This window comes from Anabaena sp. 4-3 (assembly GCF_001597745.1).
Taxonomy (GTDB): Bacteria; Cyanobacteriota; Cyanobacteriia; order Cyanobacteriales; family Nostocaceae; genus Trichormus.
In genome coordinates this window covers 56,015-71,124 of the sequence record NZ_LUHJ01000009.1, presented here as the reverse complement: position 1 = coordinate 71,124, position 15,110 = coordinate 56,015, and the positions used below count along the sequence as shown (strand labels likewise).

The 15,110-nt window shown below is 43.5% G+C and carries 13 protein-coding genes; 8 read left to right on the top strand and 5 right to left on the bottom strand.

Translation table 11 applies throughout. The features are described 5' to 3' along the window. Window positions 1-299: helix-turn-helix domain-containing protein (locus A3775_RS24850; protein WP_231866912.1), on the bottom strand; the 299-nt coding region annotated here is incomplete at its 3' end. A gap of 334 nt (window positions 300-633) precedes the next feature. On the opposite strand from A3775_RS24850, the gene A3775_RS00765 reads away from it, so the two are divergent. The 8 genes from A3775_RS00765 to A3775_RS00730 all read left to right on the top strand — a co-directional run bounded on the left by A3775_RS00765 (window position 634) and on the right by A3775_RS00730 (window position 9,917). Next, window positions 634-1,155 (top strand): polyketide cyclase / dehydrase and lipid transport, encoded by a 522-nt coding sequence (locus tag A3775_RS00765; RefSeq protein WP_066379410.1) that lies wholly within the window; start codon window positions 634-636, stop codon window positions 1,153-1,155. 196 nt (window positions 1,156-1,351) lie between these two features. Then, the gene (locus tag A3775_RS00760) at window positions 1,352-2,422 is read left to right on the top strand and encodes an Mrp/NBP35 family ATP-binding protein (protein WP_066379413.1); all 1,071 of its coding nucleotides are present in this window, start codon (window positions 1,352-1,354) and stop codon (window positions 2,420-2,422) included. A 99-nt stretch (window positions 2,423-2,521) separates the two neighbouring features. After that, on the top strand, window positions 2,522-3,838 hold the full coding sequence (gene rodA / locus A3775_RS00755) for a rod shape-determining protein RodA (protein ID WP_066379416.1): 1,317 nt from the start codon (window positions 2,522-2,524) through the stop codon (window positions 3,836-3,838). 122 nt (window positions 3,839-3,960) lie between these two features. Next, entirely contained in the window at window positions 3,961-4,158 is a 198-nt protein-coding gene (locus A3775_RS00750) for an NAD(P)H dehydrogenase subunit NdhS (protein WP_066379419.1), read from the top strand. A gap of 80 nt (window positions 4,159-4,238) precedes the next feature. After that, window positions 4,239-4,895, top strand: coding sequence for an HAS-barrel domain-containing protein (locus A3775_RS00745; protein ID WP_066379422.1), 657 nt, complete (start codon window positions 4,239-4,241; stop codon window positions 4,893-4,895). A gap of 145 nt (window positions 4,896-5,040) precedes the next feature. Further along, the gene (locus A3775_RS00740; protein ID WP_066423520.1) at window positions 5,041-7,176 is read left to right on the top strand and encodes a cation:proton antiporter; all 2,136 of its coding nucleotides are present in this window, start codon (window positions 5,041-5,043) and stop codon (window positions 7,174-7,176) included. Window positions 7,177-7,483: 307 nt separating this feature from the next. Next, on the top strand, window positions 7,484-8,419 hold the full coding sequence (locus A3775_RS00735) for a UDP-glucuronic acid decarboxylase family protein (RefSeq protein ID WP_066379423.1): 936 nt from the start codon (window positions 7,484-7,486) through the stop codon (window positions 8,417-8,419). Between the two features lie 106 nt (window positions 8,420-8,525). Then, window positions 8,526-9,917, top strand: a complete 1,392-nt coding sequence (locus A3775_RS00730) for a UDP-glucose/GDP-mannose dehydrogenase family protein (protein ID WP_066379425.1) — start codon at window positions 8,526-8,528, stop codon at window positions 9,915-9,917. Window positions 9,918-10,027: 110 nt separating this feature from the next. Here the strand turns inward: A3775_RS00730 and A3775_RS00725 are convergent, their stop codons facing one another. From A3775_RS00725 to glyA, 4 genes are all read right to left on the bottom strand, one after another. Further along, complete coding sequence (locus tag A3775_RS00725; RefSeq protein WP_066379428.1) at window positions 10,028-10,822, bottom strand: DUF2993 domain-containing protein; 795 nt, start codon at window positions 10,820-10,822, stop codon at window positions 10,028-10,030. 321 nt (window positions 10,823-11,143) lie between these two features. Next, window positions 11,144-12,394, bottom strand: a complete 1,251-nt coding sequence (locus A3775_RS00720; RefSeq protein WP_066423444.1) for a competence/damage-inducible protein A — start codon at window positions 12,392-12,394, stop codon at window positions 11,144-11,146. A 54-nt stretch (window positions 12,395-12,448) separates the two neighbouring features. After that, entirely contained in the window at window positions 12,449-13,495 is a 1,047-nt protein-coding gene (locus A3775_RS00715) for a glycosyltransferase family 4 protein (protein ID WP_066379436.1), read from the bottom strand. A gap of 243 nt (window positions 13,496-13,738) precedes the next feature. After that, window positions 13,739-15,022: a serine hydroxymethyltransferase gene (glyA, locus tag A3775_RS00710; protein WP_066423443.1), complete on the bottom strand. Its 1,284-nt coding sequence runs from the start codon at window positions 15,020-15,022 to the stop codon at window positions 13,739-13,741. Window positions 15,023-15,110: the final 88 nt, after the last annotated feature.

Below are 15,110 nucleotides of genomic sequence, written 5' to 3'. Positions count from 1 at the left end.
AAAGCATCTGATAGGTGTTTCAATGCGTATTGGGGGGCGCATTTGGAAACTTCATAATACCAAGGATGAGTAGATTTAATTGATGCTACTAACCATTTATGTAAATCTATGGCTGTGGGGAATTTGATTTGGTCTTGGTAGGGGCGAACGGCCGTTCGCCCGTACTTGTTATGTTGGAGTACCTGTTGACACAATGCTAAACCTTGATTCCAAGCGTGTCTGGCTACTCCGGCGTGTTGTGCTAGTAGTAGTCGTTGTTGCTTGCTTACTTTTAGTTGTGTCTTAAATCCTAGTAGCATGATGGTATTTTACAGCCAAAGCCCGACATGATCACCACAAACATCAGTTGTGTCACCTGGATGAAATGTGAGTATTTGTGAACAATAGTTAGCAAATAAATAACTAGCTACTAACCCTCAAATCCGTATAGGCTTGTATATTGACTCAATTTTTGTTGTACTTCTTGATGGGAACCTTCTGGTATTAGCACCAAACTCTGGTGAATTAGGCTCCAAAACCGACCGTGAGGTGAAGCTTGCTGGCTAAAAGCAAGAAAGTGTACTTTAGGGGTAAATCACAGTAACAGACTATGCCAGAGTGACCAGCAAGTGTGTAGCGAGGAGGATTAGGTAAATGAAAGCTTGGTTATCGAAATTCATCCACCGCAAACACCGTCGGTTTTGCGTGTCTCTGGTACGGACATATCGAGAAATTAGTTCTGCTTCCGTAGATGACCTGTGGCAAAAAGTAGTTGATTTGACAGATGTTTCCTGGCATCCACTACTTAAAAGTACCAACGTCCCCTATGGATTAGTACCCAAACCCGGATTGATTTATCAAGCGGTAACGCGCTTTTCACCAATTCCCATCCGCATTTTTGTAGAGCGCGTCAACCCTAGGGAAATGCTGAGTATTCGAGTGATGGCCATTCCTGGCGTAGAAGAACGGGTAACTTACCAAGTAGAATCAACCGTTTGTGGTACTTGTTTATCTTACTCAGTCACTCTCCGTGGCTGGTTATCGCCCCTAATTTGGTCATTTTCTCGTCCCTACGCGGATCGTGTAGCACGCTCTTTAGTCGAAGCAGTCGAAAAAGCAGCATTGCAAGCAGTATCAGCACAGAAAAAACCACTGCATGGGATTGGGGACTGGTAATTGGCAGGGATTGGAGATTGGGGAGAAAACCTAATAACTGATGACTAATGACTAATGACTAATGACTAATGAAAGTTAAGATTTTATTAGGTGATAATAAAAATTTTTAAATTTTGTTACGCCGAACCCAGAGAGAACACTAAGCAATTATTGCTTTACATTTCTTCATTTTGAATGCAAAAATTTTGAATTGTATATGTACGATGTCCTCAATTCCCAATCTGTATTAGAAGTCTTGCGGCCAGTGCAAGACCCTGAATTGCGAAAAAGTTTGGTAGAACTAAACATGATTCGCAACGTCAAAATCGAAGGTGGTAAAGTCAGCTTCACTTTGGTTTTAACTACACCCGCTTGTCCACTGCGGGAATTTATTGTAGAAGACTGTGAAAAAGCGGTGAAAAAATTGCCTGGGGTGACAGATGTCAGTGTCGAAGTGACAGCAGAAACACCCCAACAAAAAAGCTTACCTGACCGCAGTGGAGTTCCTGGAGTCAAAAATATTCTGGCTGTTTCCAGTGGCAAAGGTGGTGTAGGTAAAAGCACGGTAGCTGTGAATGTAGCTGTCGCTTTAGCGCAAACAGGGGCAAAAGTCGGCTTGCTAGATGCGGATATCTACGGCCCCAATGACCCCACCATGTTAGGGTTAGGCGATGCTGAAATTGTTGTGCGTTCCACAGATAAAGGGGAAGTCCTTGAACCTGCCTTTAATCATGGTGTCAAATTAGTTTCAATGGGCTTTTTGATTGACCGAGATCAGCCAGTAATCTGGCGTGGGCCAATGTTAAATGGCGTGATTCGTCAGTTTCTTTATCAAGTGCAGTGGGGCGAACTAGACTATTTAATTGTGGATATGCCCCCAGGAACAGGCGATGCTCAATTAACATTAACTCAATCCGTTCCCATGTCTGGGGCAGTAATTGTGACTACACCCCAAACTGTAGCCTTGTTAGATTCCCGTAAGGGCTTGCGGATGTTCCAACAGATGAATGTCCCCGTATTGGGAATAGTAGAAAATATGAGCTACTTCATTCCCCCAGATATGCCAGAGAAACAATACGACATCTTTGGTTCTGGTGGCGGTGCCAAAACCGCAGGTGAATTAGGCGTACCTTTGTTGGGTTGCGTCCCCTTAGAGATTTCTACGAGAGTAGGCGGTGACAATGGTGTACCAATAGTTGTTGCTGATCCAGATTCAGCCTCAGCCAAAGCCTTAAAAGCGATCGCACTGGCAATAGCAGGTAAAGTGTCAGTCGCAGCGTTGACATAAGAAATTTTCATTTTTTTCTGATTCCTAGGCCATCACCTAGGAATACAGATTGATGAATATTCACACATCTCATCCCTAAACTTTTAACTCACACCAACAATGTTGTTAAAACGTGCGCTACCCACAATTCGCTGGAAGTATTGGGTTAAACCTTGGCAGCAAGTAGATTGGCTCTTGTTTTTGTTGGCTATAGCTGTCAGCATCTTTGGCGGACTCATGATCCTGAGTACAGAACTCAAGCAACCAGTCACAGACTGGTGGTGGCACTGGCTGATTGCCAGTATTGGCGTTTTGATTGCATTATTTATATCTCGGTGTCGTTACGAAAATCTACTTCAGTGGCATTGGGTAACTTATGCCCTGACAAACTTCAGCCTGATTGTAGTCATGATTGCTGGGACTAGCGCAAAAGGGGCGCAACGGTGGATAACTATTGGTGGTTTTAATGTGCAACCATCAGAATTTGCCAAAATAGGGATAATTATTACATTAGCGGCTTTATTACACAAAAGGACGGCTGACAACCTCCCTAACTTCTTCCGGGCTTTGGCATTCACAGCCCTACCTTGGTTATTAGTATTTGTTCAGCCTGATTTGGCAACATCATTAGTATTTGGAGCCATAGTTCTAGGGATGCTGTACTGGGCAAATGCCAATCCAGGTTGGTTAATCTTATTGATTTCTCCAGTAGTGGCAGCAATTCTGTTTGGCATCTCCTGGCCGTTATCAGCACCCCTTGTAGTCTTTGACAATATACCCCTCAGCCCTTTAGGTATAATTTGGTCATTGGCTATGGGAATTTTAGGTTGGCAAACTCTACCTTGGCGACGCTTTGGTATTGCCGGTATTGGTGCTTGTTCACTCAATATGGTGGGTGGAGAATTAGGGATTTTCGCTTGGAACCATATTTTGAGGGATTATCAAAAAGCGCGACTGACAACCTTTCTACGTCCCGACCACGATATATTAGGGGCTGGGTATCACCAACATCAATCTCGGATTGCTATTGGTGCGGGTGAGATTTGGGGGCGGGGTTTGTTTCAAGGGCCAATGACTCAACTGAATTTTGTCCCTGAACAGCATACTGACTTTATTTTCTCTGCCGTGGGTGAAGAATTCGGCTTTGTGGGTTGTTTGATTGTTTTGTTTGTGTTTTGCTTAATTTGCCTGCGCCTATTACGCATAGCTCAAACAGCCAAGGATAATTTTGGCTCTTTGTTAGCTATTGGTGTGTTGTCGATGATTGTATTTCAGTTGATTGTCAACGTCGGTATGAATGTAGGTTTAGCACCTGTAGCTGGTATTCCTTTACCGTGGATGAGTTACGGTCGTTCTGCTTTGCTAACAAATTTCATTGCTTTAGGAATAGTAGAATCAGTAGCCAATTTTCGACAACGACAGAAGTATTATTTGTAAGCCTACAAGTGAATAGTCAATAGTTGATCAACTGCAGTTGGGAACTATTGTCTCGAAACTCTAGACTATGGAGTAATCACAAGTATTAAGCTAATAACAGGAGATCAACAAGGATAAAAGTCATGATACTACCTGGCGCAACTGTTCGTGTCAAGAATCCCGCAGATACTTACTATCGTTATGAAGGGCTGGTACAGCGAGTTAGTGATGGTAAAGTAGCTGTGTTGTTTGAAGGCGGTAACTGGGATAAAATCATCACCTTCCGTCTATCAGAACTCGAACCTGTAGAGATTACTACTGGCAAGAAAAAAGGAAAATAAATTAGTCAAGAGTCATTAGTCATGAGTAATAGATTAATGACTCTTGACTCAGGACTTTTGACTCAGGACTCATAACTCAGATGCGGCTTCCCTTACCACAGTTTGACACAGGCGATCGCCACCCTAACCACATTGCTGAGGTGATCGAGACTACTTCTACGGAATTCTTGGCTCAATGCTTAGAACCGGAAGATTTAAGCTTTCCATCTATGCCAGCTTTTGGTAGCTGGGTGCGGGCTGTGGATGAAGAGTCAGGTAATCAAGTTTATGCTGTAGTTTACTATGCTACCACTATGCCCGTTGATTCTGTACATCGGGCGGTAGCTTTGGGGTTATCATTGCAGGATTTGCGGGAAGAACAACCCCAAATTTTTGCCATGCTCAAAACTGAATTTCGGGCGGCAATCGTCGGATTTGAGCAACCATCACCGATTCCAGGTGCTAAAAACAGGATTTACCAGTATCTACCACCCCGTCCCCCACAAATTCATCAAGCTGTTTATCGGTGCGAACCAGAATTAATAGTTAAGTTCACCGAAGAACTAGATTTTTTGCGGACGCTACTTGTGATCAACGGCGCACCAGTAGAATCTTTAACTGCGGCAGCCATTCGGGAAGTGTATAAGTTACGCCAAGCTGATCGGGATTGGCTGATTAAAGCGGGACGTACCTTAAGCATCCTGCTAAAAGACGACTATGATCGCCTCCGGTTCATTTTGAGCCAAATCCACCCATAGGTAGTTAATTATCCGACAATTGCCTAGATAATGTTAAGTTTCAGCTTTCTTGATAGATTAGCGTCGCTTTTATCGTGATTGATGACTGCGGAAGACTACTTCCAAGGTAATCACAGCTTCAATGTTGCCCCTAATCACCCTACCTATGGAACGAATATTACAAGTCCTTGCTCTAGAACCAAATTCCCCAGGTTTCGGCCAGGAAGCAATTGTTCCCTTTGCTATTTTGCTGGTAGTTATCTTAGTAGTACCCATCCTGTTTGAACGGCTGAGATTACCGGCAATAGTGGGTTTAGTGTTCTCTGGGGTGGTACTTGGGCCATCGGGTTGGGATATCTTCCATAAAGAATCACCCATGATTAACCTGCTCTCAGATATGGGGTTAGTTTATCTGATGTTTGTCGCCGGTTTAGAAGTTGAAATACAGCAATTACGGCGGTGCAGAAAACGTGCTTTTGGCTTTAGCTGTTTCAGCTTTGGTGTGCCGTTGCTTTTGGGAACGAGCATCGGAAGAATGTTGAGCTTTAACTGGAACAGTTCAATTTTAATCGGCTGTTTATTTGCTTCCTATACTCCTTTAGCATATCCTCTAGTCAGTCGTTTGGGGCTAGTGAGTAACCAAGCTGTTGCTACGACAATTGCCGCTACAGTGTGGACAAATATGGGCGCAATTTTAGTATTAGCAGTTTGTGTAGCGTTTTCGGTGAAGGTATTGAGTCTAGCGCAACTACTCACTTGGTTGGGATGGTTAATTATTTACTCTATTGCGATTTTGGTAGGCTTAGATTGGGCTGGTAAAGAATTTTTTCGACGTTCAGGAGATGATGAAGGCAATAAATTTTTCTTTATCTTGTTGTCGCTATTTATAGCTTTATTGGGTGCTAAATTGATCGGCATCACCAAAATTGTAGGCGCATTTTTAGCAGGTTTAGCAGTCAATGAAGCTGTAGGTGAGGGGGCAGTCAAAGAAAAAGTAACATTTGTGGGCAGTGCCTTATTTATTCCTATTTTCTTTGTTAATCTGGGTTTGCTGCTGGATTTGCCGACTCGGAATAACAATATTTTTACCTTAAATTTAATTTTTTTGCTCACGGTTGGTTTAATCGCCAGTAAATTTATTGCTGCTTGGTTAGCAAAATTAGTTTATCGCTATCACTGGCAGGAAATGTTTACCATCTGGTCATTATTAATTCCGCAGGTGGGTATAACCTTAGCAACAGCTTTTGTAGGATATCAGGCTGGTTTATTAACACCAACAGTGTTAAACAGTTTCGTTATTTTAATGTTAGTAACATCAATTTTGGGGCCGTTGATGACGAGCCGTACAGCCACAGCTTTAATATCTACACCTGTCAGTGAACCTGTCTACTCAAGTTTAGTTACACAACCAACTGAAGAAATCTGCAATCATCCTTTGACTATTGTTGTACCTGTTAATAATCCTCAAACTCAGCAGTATTTAATTGAAATGGCGGCATTAATAGCCCGTCAGACAAAAGGGAGAATTATACCGCTAGCGATCGCTACTGCTGCGGCTCAGATGGATGCGCCAAAATTAGAATCCTCTGTGCAAAGAAGTGAACGTCTGTTAGCCAAAGCAACAACCCAAAGTCAAGCTTTAGGTGTAGAATCAGCAGCACTGTTAAGAATTGATGATGCTTTTGCACCAGGAATTAGCCGAGCAGCTCGCGAACAAAAAGCCAGTTTAATTATTATGGGTTGGGGTAAACGTACTGGATTGCGGGCGCGATTATTTGGCAATGTGATTGATAGTGTACTTTGGGCTTCCCATTGTCCAGTAGCAGTCACAAGGCTTGTAGATTCACCCCAAAAAATTCAACGCATTTTAGTACCAGTGGAAAACTTAATTACACCGAGATTACAGCCTGTGCAGTTTGCTCAGATGTTGGCAGAGTCCAATCAAGCCCAAGTCACGGTGTTAAATGTGTGCGATCGCCATACCAGTTCTAGCAAAATAGCCTGGCGGCGATCGCATCTGTCCTTACTCGTATCTCAATTGGCTTTACCAAATCCACCAGAAGTTCAAATAATTGCTCACGAAAATGTTGCCCAAGCCATTCTACAGGCAGCAAGATTATATGATTTAGTAGTGTTACCTTTTATACGTAATCCTATCTGTTCTAGCGGGTTAACTATGAGTGATGTGACAACTCAGCTAGCCAGCCAACTCACCTGCTCTATTGTCTTGTTAAGCGAAACTCAGCGCGCCAAGGCAGAAAGTATACAATCAGTATTTATCAACAAAACAGCTACTGTTTGACTTTCCATAGTGATAAAAGAGTTACAACTCAGTTTTGTGTAACTTTGTCTTCAAAATACTTTATATTATTAAAGATTTGGTAAATTCTCAGCCAGGTAAAGACAAACATTAGATGATGTTTGTTATTTTGCTATATGACTTAGGCAAGCATTTAACACAATGCCACAAAAATCAAGACGTAGTAAAATTACTCTATTTTATTGTTAAGTTGCGAATTATCCTTATTCATTCTGTATTTTCATACATGGGTTGGGTATTCTAAATTAACGATAAGCAGTTAGCAATATCTGTAAGCAACTAAAAAAATATGAGAATTTTGGTAACGGGTGGTGCCGGCTTTATCGGTTCCCATCTGATTGACCGATTAATGCCTGAAGGCCATGAAGTCATCTGTTTAGATAACTTCTACACAGGTCATAAACGTAACATCCTCAAATGGATAAATCATCCGAACTTTGAACTCATCCGCCATGACATCACGGAACCGATGCGGTTAGAAGTGGATCAAATTTATCACCTAGCTTGTCCGGCTTCCCCAGTGCATTATCAATACAACCCCGTGAAAACCGTTAAAACTAACGTCATAGGTACACTCAATATGTTGGGGTTGGCTAAACGTGTGAAGGCTAGGTTTTTCTTAGCTTCAACCAGTGAAGTGTATGGTGATCCAGAGGTTCATCCCCAAACAGAAGAGTATAGGGGTAACGTCAATCCCATCGGGCTGCGTTCTTGTTACGACGAAGGTAAAAGAATTGCTGAGACACTGGCGTTTGATTATTACCGACAAAATAAAGTTGATATTCGAGTTGTCCGTATATTCAACACTTACGGGCCGAGAATGTTAGAAAACGATGGGCGGGTGGTGAGTAACTTTATTGTTCAAGCTTTACGCGGCGAACCGTTAACTGTCTACGGTGATGGTTCGCAAACTCGTAGTTTTTGCTACGTTTCTGACCTAGTGGAAGGCTTTCTCCGCCTGATGAATAGTGACTACATCGGCCCAGTGAATCTGGGTAATCCCGGTGAATACACGATTTTAGAATTGGCTCAAGCTGTGCAGAATTTAATCAACCCGGATGCAGAAATTAAATTTGAGCCTTTACCGGCTGACGATCCCCGTCGTCGCCAACCGGATATCACAAAAGCAAGAACCCTGTTAAATTGGGAACCTACCATTCCTCTGCAAGACGGGTTAAAACTGACAATAGAAGATTTTCGCGATCGCATCAAAAATATCGTTTAGTATACAAGCTTTACTCTGCCACTGACGGCATTTCCTGGCAGAGTGGGAGTGTAAAATTGACACTTCTTTTTTAAGAAAAACCCCAAACAAAGTGAGGAGTTAAACAATGCGTGTTTGCGTTATAGGTACAGGCTACGTTGGCTTAGTAACCGGTGCGTGCTTGGCTCACATCGGACATGATGTGATTTGTGTAGATAATAACGAAGAAAAAGTCAAGCTGATGAAGTCTGGGCAATCGCCGATTTTTGAGCCAGGACTATCAGAAATTATGCAGTCGGCTATTGAACGTGGGAACATCCAATTTACCACAGATTTAGCAGCCGGTGTCAGCCACGGAGAAATTTTATTTATTGCTGTAGGAACACCACCCTTACCCACAGGTGAAAGTGATACCCGTTATGTGGAAGCTGTAGCGCGTGGTATTGGTGCTAACCTCAATGGTGGTTATAAGGTAATTGTTAACAAGTCTACAGTCCCCATTGGTTCAGGTGACTGGGTGCGAATGATCGTTTTAGATGGGATGGCTGAACGTCAAAAAACCCTAGTAACAGCAGGTGGAGTAGCTAGCGAAGAGCAATTATCTGAGGTTGTACCGCAGTTTGATGTCGTTAGTAACCCAGAGTTCTTACGGGAAGGTTCGGCAGTTTACGATACATTTAACCCTGATCGCATTGTTCTAGGTGGTAATAGCAGCAAAGCGATCGCGATGATGCAAGAACTGTACACCCCGATTGTTGAGCGCAAATTCGCCGAAGACCAATCTTTACCGCCTGTATCTGTACTGGTAACAGACCTCAGTTCGGCAGAGATGATTAAATACGCCGCTAACGCTTTCCTCGCTACCAAGATTAGCTTTATTAACGAAGTCGCTAACATTTGCGATCGCGTTGGTGCTGATGTTACCCAAGTCGCCAAAGGTATTGGTTTAGACTCTCGTATTGGTAACAAGTTTTTACAAGCTGGTATTGGTTGGGGTGGTTCTTGCTTCCCCAAAGACGTTTCAGCGTTGATTCACACAGCTGACGACTACGGTTATGAAGCTCAATTGTTAAAATCTGCTGTCAGCGTCAACGAACGCCAACGCCTAATTGCTCTAGAAAAACTTCAGCAAGCCCTAAAAATCCTCAAAGGTAAAACAGTCGGTCTGTTAGGTCTCACCTTTAAGCCTGATACCGACGATTTACGCGATGCACCTGCACTTAACTTAATTGAACAACTCAACCGCTTAGGTGCTAAAGTCAAAGCCTACGACCCCATCATTTCCCAGACAGGAATGCGTCATGGTCTTTCTGGCGTGTTAGTAGAAACCGATGCTGAACGTTTGGCTGATGGCTGCGACGCTTTGGTACTTGTCACCGAATGGACGCAGTTTAGTTCTCTCGACTACGCTAAAATGGCGACACTCATGCACAACCCTGTCGTGATCGATGGTCGTAACTTCCTCGATCCCGAATCTATGATGAGGGCTGGATTCCAATACATCGGTATTGGACGATAGAGATTGAAAACAATTCCCAATACCGCCAGGCGTAGGCTAACACCAACGCAATTCGTAATTCGCAATTAAGTTTTAGAGTACCGCCTAGATGTTTCTAGGCGGTATTTCATTTAAGAATTACGGGGAATGCGTTCAATTTCTGCATAGCCGCTAAAAATCAACCTTTGTCCTTCAGTTTCTAAACGGTTGAGCCGCATTTTTACCCCATCCAAATCAAAACGGTCTAAATCGACCATATTATCTAAAATTTCCGCCAGTGCTAGGCTGAGGGTTTGGGATATTTCTTTTTGTGCTTCTGGAACTAAATCCAGTTCTAATTGCGGGTCTTTAAAAGAAATTCGGCGACGCTTTTCGATAGCGATGCTTAAAGTCATGTGCAGTGGTATGAGTTCTCCACTGTTTAAATCCGCTTTGGCTGAAAGTTTTAAACGATTCTGGGGTAACAGTTTCACCTGAACCTCGGTAAACGAAACTGGCTTACCACCAGATAATTCTGTTAAAGCAGGTACAGAGAGATTTACTAACCGCTTTCTTACGAGTTCCGCATCAAAAGCTTGGTTGATACCATCTTCAGATAATATTACTTGAGCGATCGCTTGCGTCGGTTGCTTAAGATTCAATTTGCCGCTCAACACTGCACCAAAGTCAATAGCCACAGCATCCGTTTCAAAAGACATCTCCTCAACCGCGAAATCTCTACGGATGACCAAACCGCGACCGCTCATTTTAAAACTATCAATGCTGCCTTGCAACAGTTTGCTGGAGGGATAGCAGCGCACAAGGACTTCTACTGACTCGCTTTTGGTAAACAGATGGCGAATCGTTTGGCTGGCGACTGTGTTGAGCATTTTTTCGCCCCAATCAGTGCCTTTAGGATCTTGTAAACCAGTTAGTCCGCCGAACATTGGGTTTTGGGTCTCTCGAAGTTCTTTGTACTTTTGTAACAAACTGTGAAGAATAGAGCAAGTATCTAGCGATTATTTGTCCTGATAATTTGACCTGAGTTGCCTGATAGTATTAGCTTCAGTGTATCTAGTGTAACTCTTGAATGAGTGTTGCGAATTATTGAATTATGTTAACAGTCACATCACTAGGACTAATAGATGAGGACTAACTGATAATCCAGCTTTTCAATAAGCTTCAGGTGGGCATTACCAACACGTAAGAATCAGAGTTTTAGCTACTACCAAGCAATGCCCACCCTACAAAAACTGATTTGCTTGCGGCTACCTTGTCAACAACCGCCGTCGCAATAAATCCAGGGCTGTACACGCACTTAAATGACGAATAAACGAGCGATCGCGCATAGTGCCGAACTGATATTTAAAACTCGCCACTTCATCCTTCGGCCCTGCTAAACCAATGTAAACCAAACCCACAGGCTTAATATCCGTTCCCCCAGTCGGCCCAGCAATGCCAGTAATACTTAAACCCCAAGTTGTTGACAAACGAGTTTTTACACCCATTGCCATTTGTTCAGCTACAGTATCACTCACCGCCCCAAATTTTTCTAAATCTTCTGGGTTCACCCCCAGTAACCCAACTTTCGCTGAATTATCGTAAGAAATTACACCACCCCAAAAATAAACAGAACTGCCGGAAATTTCCGTTAACATCTGCCCTAAACCGCCGCCTGTGCATGATTCCGCTACCGCCAAAGTTTCCCCTGAACCCCGCAGTAACTCACCAACCACGGAAGCCAGACTGTCATTATTCACACCATAAAAATCTAACCCAGCAATTTCTTTAATTTGTTTCTCTACAGGCGCAATTAAAGCTTCGGCTGCTGCTGGTGAAGTCGCTTTGGCACAGACACGCAACCTCACCTCTCCCTTACCTGCATAGGGTGCTACTGTAGGGTTAGGCAGATTCAAATAAGCACTAACTTTTTCTGCTAAAGCCGATTCACCAATACCCCAAAATTTCAAACTGCGACTGTAAATAATTTCTTGACCCCAGCCTTGACTTTTCAAAAATGGTACTGCTGTTTCTTGCCACATCCGGTGCATTTCACTAGGAACACCGGGAAAAGTGAAAATGGTGATTTCAGGACGGGGTTGCCAGATAATACCGGGTGCTGTTCCACTGGGATTAGGTAAAATTTCCGCACCTTGGGGAATTAAAGCTTGCTTGCGGTTGCTGGGAGTCATTACCCGACCACGCTGGGCGAATTTTTGGGTAATATCTTCAATAATTTCTGGACTTTCCAGCAAGGGAACACCAAAAAAATCAGCAATGGTTTCACAGGTGAGGTCATCTGGTGTAGGGCCGAGTCCACCCGTGAAAATTAAAATTTTAGCTCTGGAAATAGCAATTTCAATAACTTGCTTGATGCGTTCTGGATTATCCCCCACCACTGTTTGATAATAATGGGGAATGCCTAATTGGGCTAGTTGTTGGGCTAAAAATTGAGAATTGCTGTTGAGGATGTCCCCCAACAACAATTCAGTTCCAACACAAATAATTTCTGCACTCATTTTTAATAGGTAAAAAAGCAAAAGTAAAGATTGCTTATATTACTTTATTGCTTTTCACTTCTGTTGAGAGAATTTACGAACTCGCCAAACCACATAACTTAATAGGGAAGTAGCGGCACAAATGTAAACAATGCTGCTAGGGACACCAGCCACAAATAGGGCTAAACTGCCCACCCACAAGGTGAGAGAGTAGATAAATAATACTGTCCACCTATGGGATAAACCAGCCTCTAGCAGTCGGTGATGCAGATGACATTTATCTGCAACCCAAGGTAGTTTACCTCGTCGCAAGCGTGCCAAAATCACGGCGGACATATCGACGATGGGGACTGCTAAAATCAAGTATGGTAAAAGAACGGCGGTAAAAGCAGGTATTTTGACTAAACCGATCACACCTACAGAGGCTAAAGTGAAGCCCATGAAATATGAGCCGCCATCCCCCATAAAGATTTGTGCTGGGTTGAAGTTATAGCGTAGAAAGCCCAAAGCAGCACCAGCTAAAGCGGCAGCAATTAAAGCGGCGGCTGGTTGGTGCATAAACAAAGACACCAGCAGCATCACCATAGCCGCAATACCAGAAACCCCAGCCGCTAAACCATCTAATCCATCAATCCAGTTAATAGCATTTACCATCCCTACTAACCAAATGACGGTGATGGGTAAACTTAGCCAGTCGAGGTCAACTATACCAACGGTGGGAACGGTGATAAAATCTATACTTACACCTGCTTTCCATGCTCCGGCAGCAACAATCATTTGTACAAGCAAGCGTTTCAAGGGAGATAAACTTAATAAGTCATCGGCTAACCCAATGAGAAAAAAGCCCAGCCCCCCTAAAGTTACGCCCCATATTTGCCATTCTTTATCCGGTGGGAGGTTGGCAAATCCACCCAACCACCAAACAATTAACAGAGAGATTGTAGTACCTGCGAAGATAGAAACTCCGCCCAAGCGTACCATTGGACGGTCATGAATTTTGCGATCGCCTGGTTGATCCACACGTCCGCTTCTAATACCAATATTTTTAACATCTGGCGTAGTCCAGAGAACGACTACGGCAGCAATCAGGAAGGCAATCAGATGATATATCTGAGCAAGCATCTGTATTTTTTAAAAATGTAGTTTAATTAACAAAAATTTACTGTAGATGTTTCCTTCCTATTTTTACTTTATTTTCGACCATAATCAGCATGGGAATTTGAGATTGGGGACTGGAAGGGACTGGGGACTGGGGACTGGGGACTGGAGATTGCATTTTTCCCCTCTGCTCCTCTGCTCCTCTGCTCCTCATCCCCCTCATCCCCCTGCCTCCCTCATCCCCCCCTGCCCCTCTGCCCCTCTGCCTTATACTAATGCTGGTGCGGGAATTTCCAAATGAGGATATAAGGGGAAGCGATCGCACAATGCAGCTACCCGGCGTTTACAATCTTGCGCTACTGCTGCTGATTCTGGGTTGAGCAAGCGATCGGCGATAATGTTACCAATTTCGGTAAATTCCTCTACTCCCATACCTCTTGTTGTCATGGCGGGAGAACCTAACCGCAAACCACTGGTAACAAATGGTGATTGGGGATCAAAGGGAACTGTATTCTTGTTAGCGGTAATATTCACTTCACTCACTAACTGATCTGCTTTCTTGCCTGTCATGCCAATCGAACGCAAATCTACCAGCATTAAATGGTTATCTGTACCATCAGATACCAGTTTTAAGCCCCGATTTTGCAGTTGACTAGCTAAAGCACGGGCATTATCAATGACTTGCTGGGAATAGGTTGTAAATTCTGGTTTTAAGGCTTCACCAAACGCAACTGCTTTACCTGCTATTACGTGTTCTAGAGGGCCGCCTTGAGTTCCAGGGAACACGGATTTATCGAATTTTTTACCGAGTTCTGCGTCACGAGTTAAAATTAAACCACCTCTGGGGCCACGTAGAGTTTTATGGGTGGTGGTGGTGACGACATCACAGTAAGGAATGGGGTTAGGATGCAAGCCACTAGCGACTAAACCAGCAATGTGGGCAATATCAGCTAGTAAATAAGCACCAACTTCATCAGCAATGCTACGGAATTTTTCAAAGTCAATAATCCGAGGATAAGCAGAATAACCACAAATCAAGAGCTTAGGACGCTCCCTTAACGCCAGCTCGCGAATTTGGTCGTAATCGAGTTGTTCTGTTTGTTGACTCACGCCGTAGTGACGCACTTGGAACCATTTACCAGAGACATTCACCGGAGAACCGTGGGTGAGGTGTCCACCGTGGGACAAATCCATCCCCATGATTGTGTCACCTGGTTCTAACAATGTCAGGAAAACTGCAAAATTCGCTTGTGCGCCAGAGTGGGGTTGTACGTTAGCATGAGCCGCACCAAATAGCTGTTTAGCTCGGTCAATGGCTATTTGCTCGATTTTGTCAACAAATTCGCAACCACCATAGTAACGCTTTCCAGGTAAGCCTTCGGCGTATTTATTGGTGAGTACCGAACCTTGAGCCGCTAAGACAGCAGCAGAGGTAAAGTTTTCACTAGCGATTAACTCCAAATGGTCGCGTTGACGTTGGAGTTCTTGATTAATTAATTCTGCGATCGCTGGATCGGAGGTAGCAAGCAAGTCTGAATTTGTCCTAGTCACTTCAACTATACCTAATGAAAATTTGCACAACAGTTGATTTTGTGGGAACTTAGCATTTAATTACGAGTCAACAGCCCATAGTTTCATA

Bases quoted from the DNA above. Each gene is read 5' to 3' on its own strand.
- A3775_RS00725 (WP_066379428.1), bottom strand. From the start codon at position 10,822: ATGTTCGGCGGACTAACTGGTTTACAAGATCCTAAAGGCACTGATTGG.
- A3775_RS00730 (WP_066379425.1), top strand. From the start codon at position 8,526: ATGCGTGTTTGCGTTATAGGTACAGGCTACGTTGGCTTAGTAACCGGT.
- A3775_RS00760 (WP_066379413.1), top strand. From the start codon at position 1,352: ATGTACGATGTCCTCAATTCCCAATCTGTATTAGAAGTCTTGCGGCCA.
- A3775_RS00715 (WP_066379436.1), bottom strand. From the start codon at position 13,495: ATGCTTGCTCAGATATATCATCTGATTGCCTTCCTGATTGCTGCCGTA.
- A3775_RS00765 (WP_066379410.1), top strand. From the start codon at position 634: ATGAAAGCTTGGTTATCGAAATTCATCCACCGCAAACACCGTCGGTTT.
- rodA (WP_066379416.1), top strand. From the start codon at position 2,522: ATGTTGTTAAAACGTGCGCTACCCACAATTCGCTGGAAGTATTGGGTT.
- A3775_RS00720 (WP_066423444.1), bottom strand. From the start codon at position 12,394: ATGAGTGCAGAAATTATTTGTGTTGGAACTGAATTGTTGTTGGGGGAC.
- A3775_RS00745 (WP_066379422.1), top strand. From the start codon at position 4,239: ATGCGGCTTCCCTTACCACAGTTTGACACAGGCGATCGCCACCCTAAC.
- A3775_RS00740 (WP_066423520.1), top strand. From the start codon at position 5,041: ATGGAACGAATATTACAAGTCCTTGCTCTAGAACCAAATTCCCCAGGT.
- A3775_RS00735 (WP_066379423.1), top strand. From the start codon at position 7,484: ATGAGAATTTTGGTAACGGGTGGTGCCGGCTTTATCGGTTCCCATCTG.
- A3775_RS00750 (WP_066379419.1), top strand. From the start codon at position 3,961: ATGATACTACCTGGCGCAACTGTTCGTGTCAAGAATCCCGCAGATACT.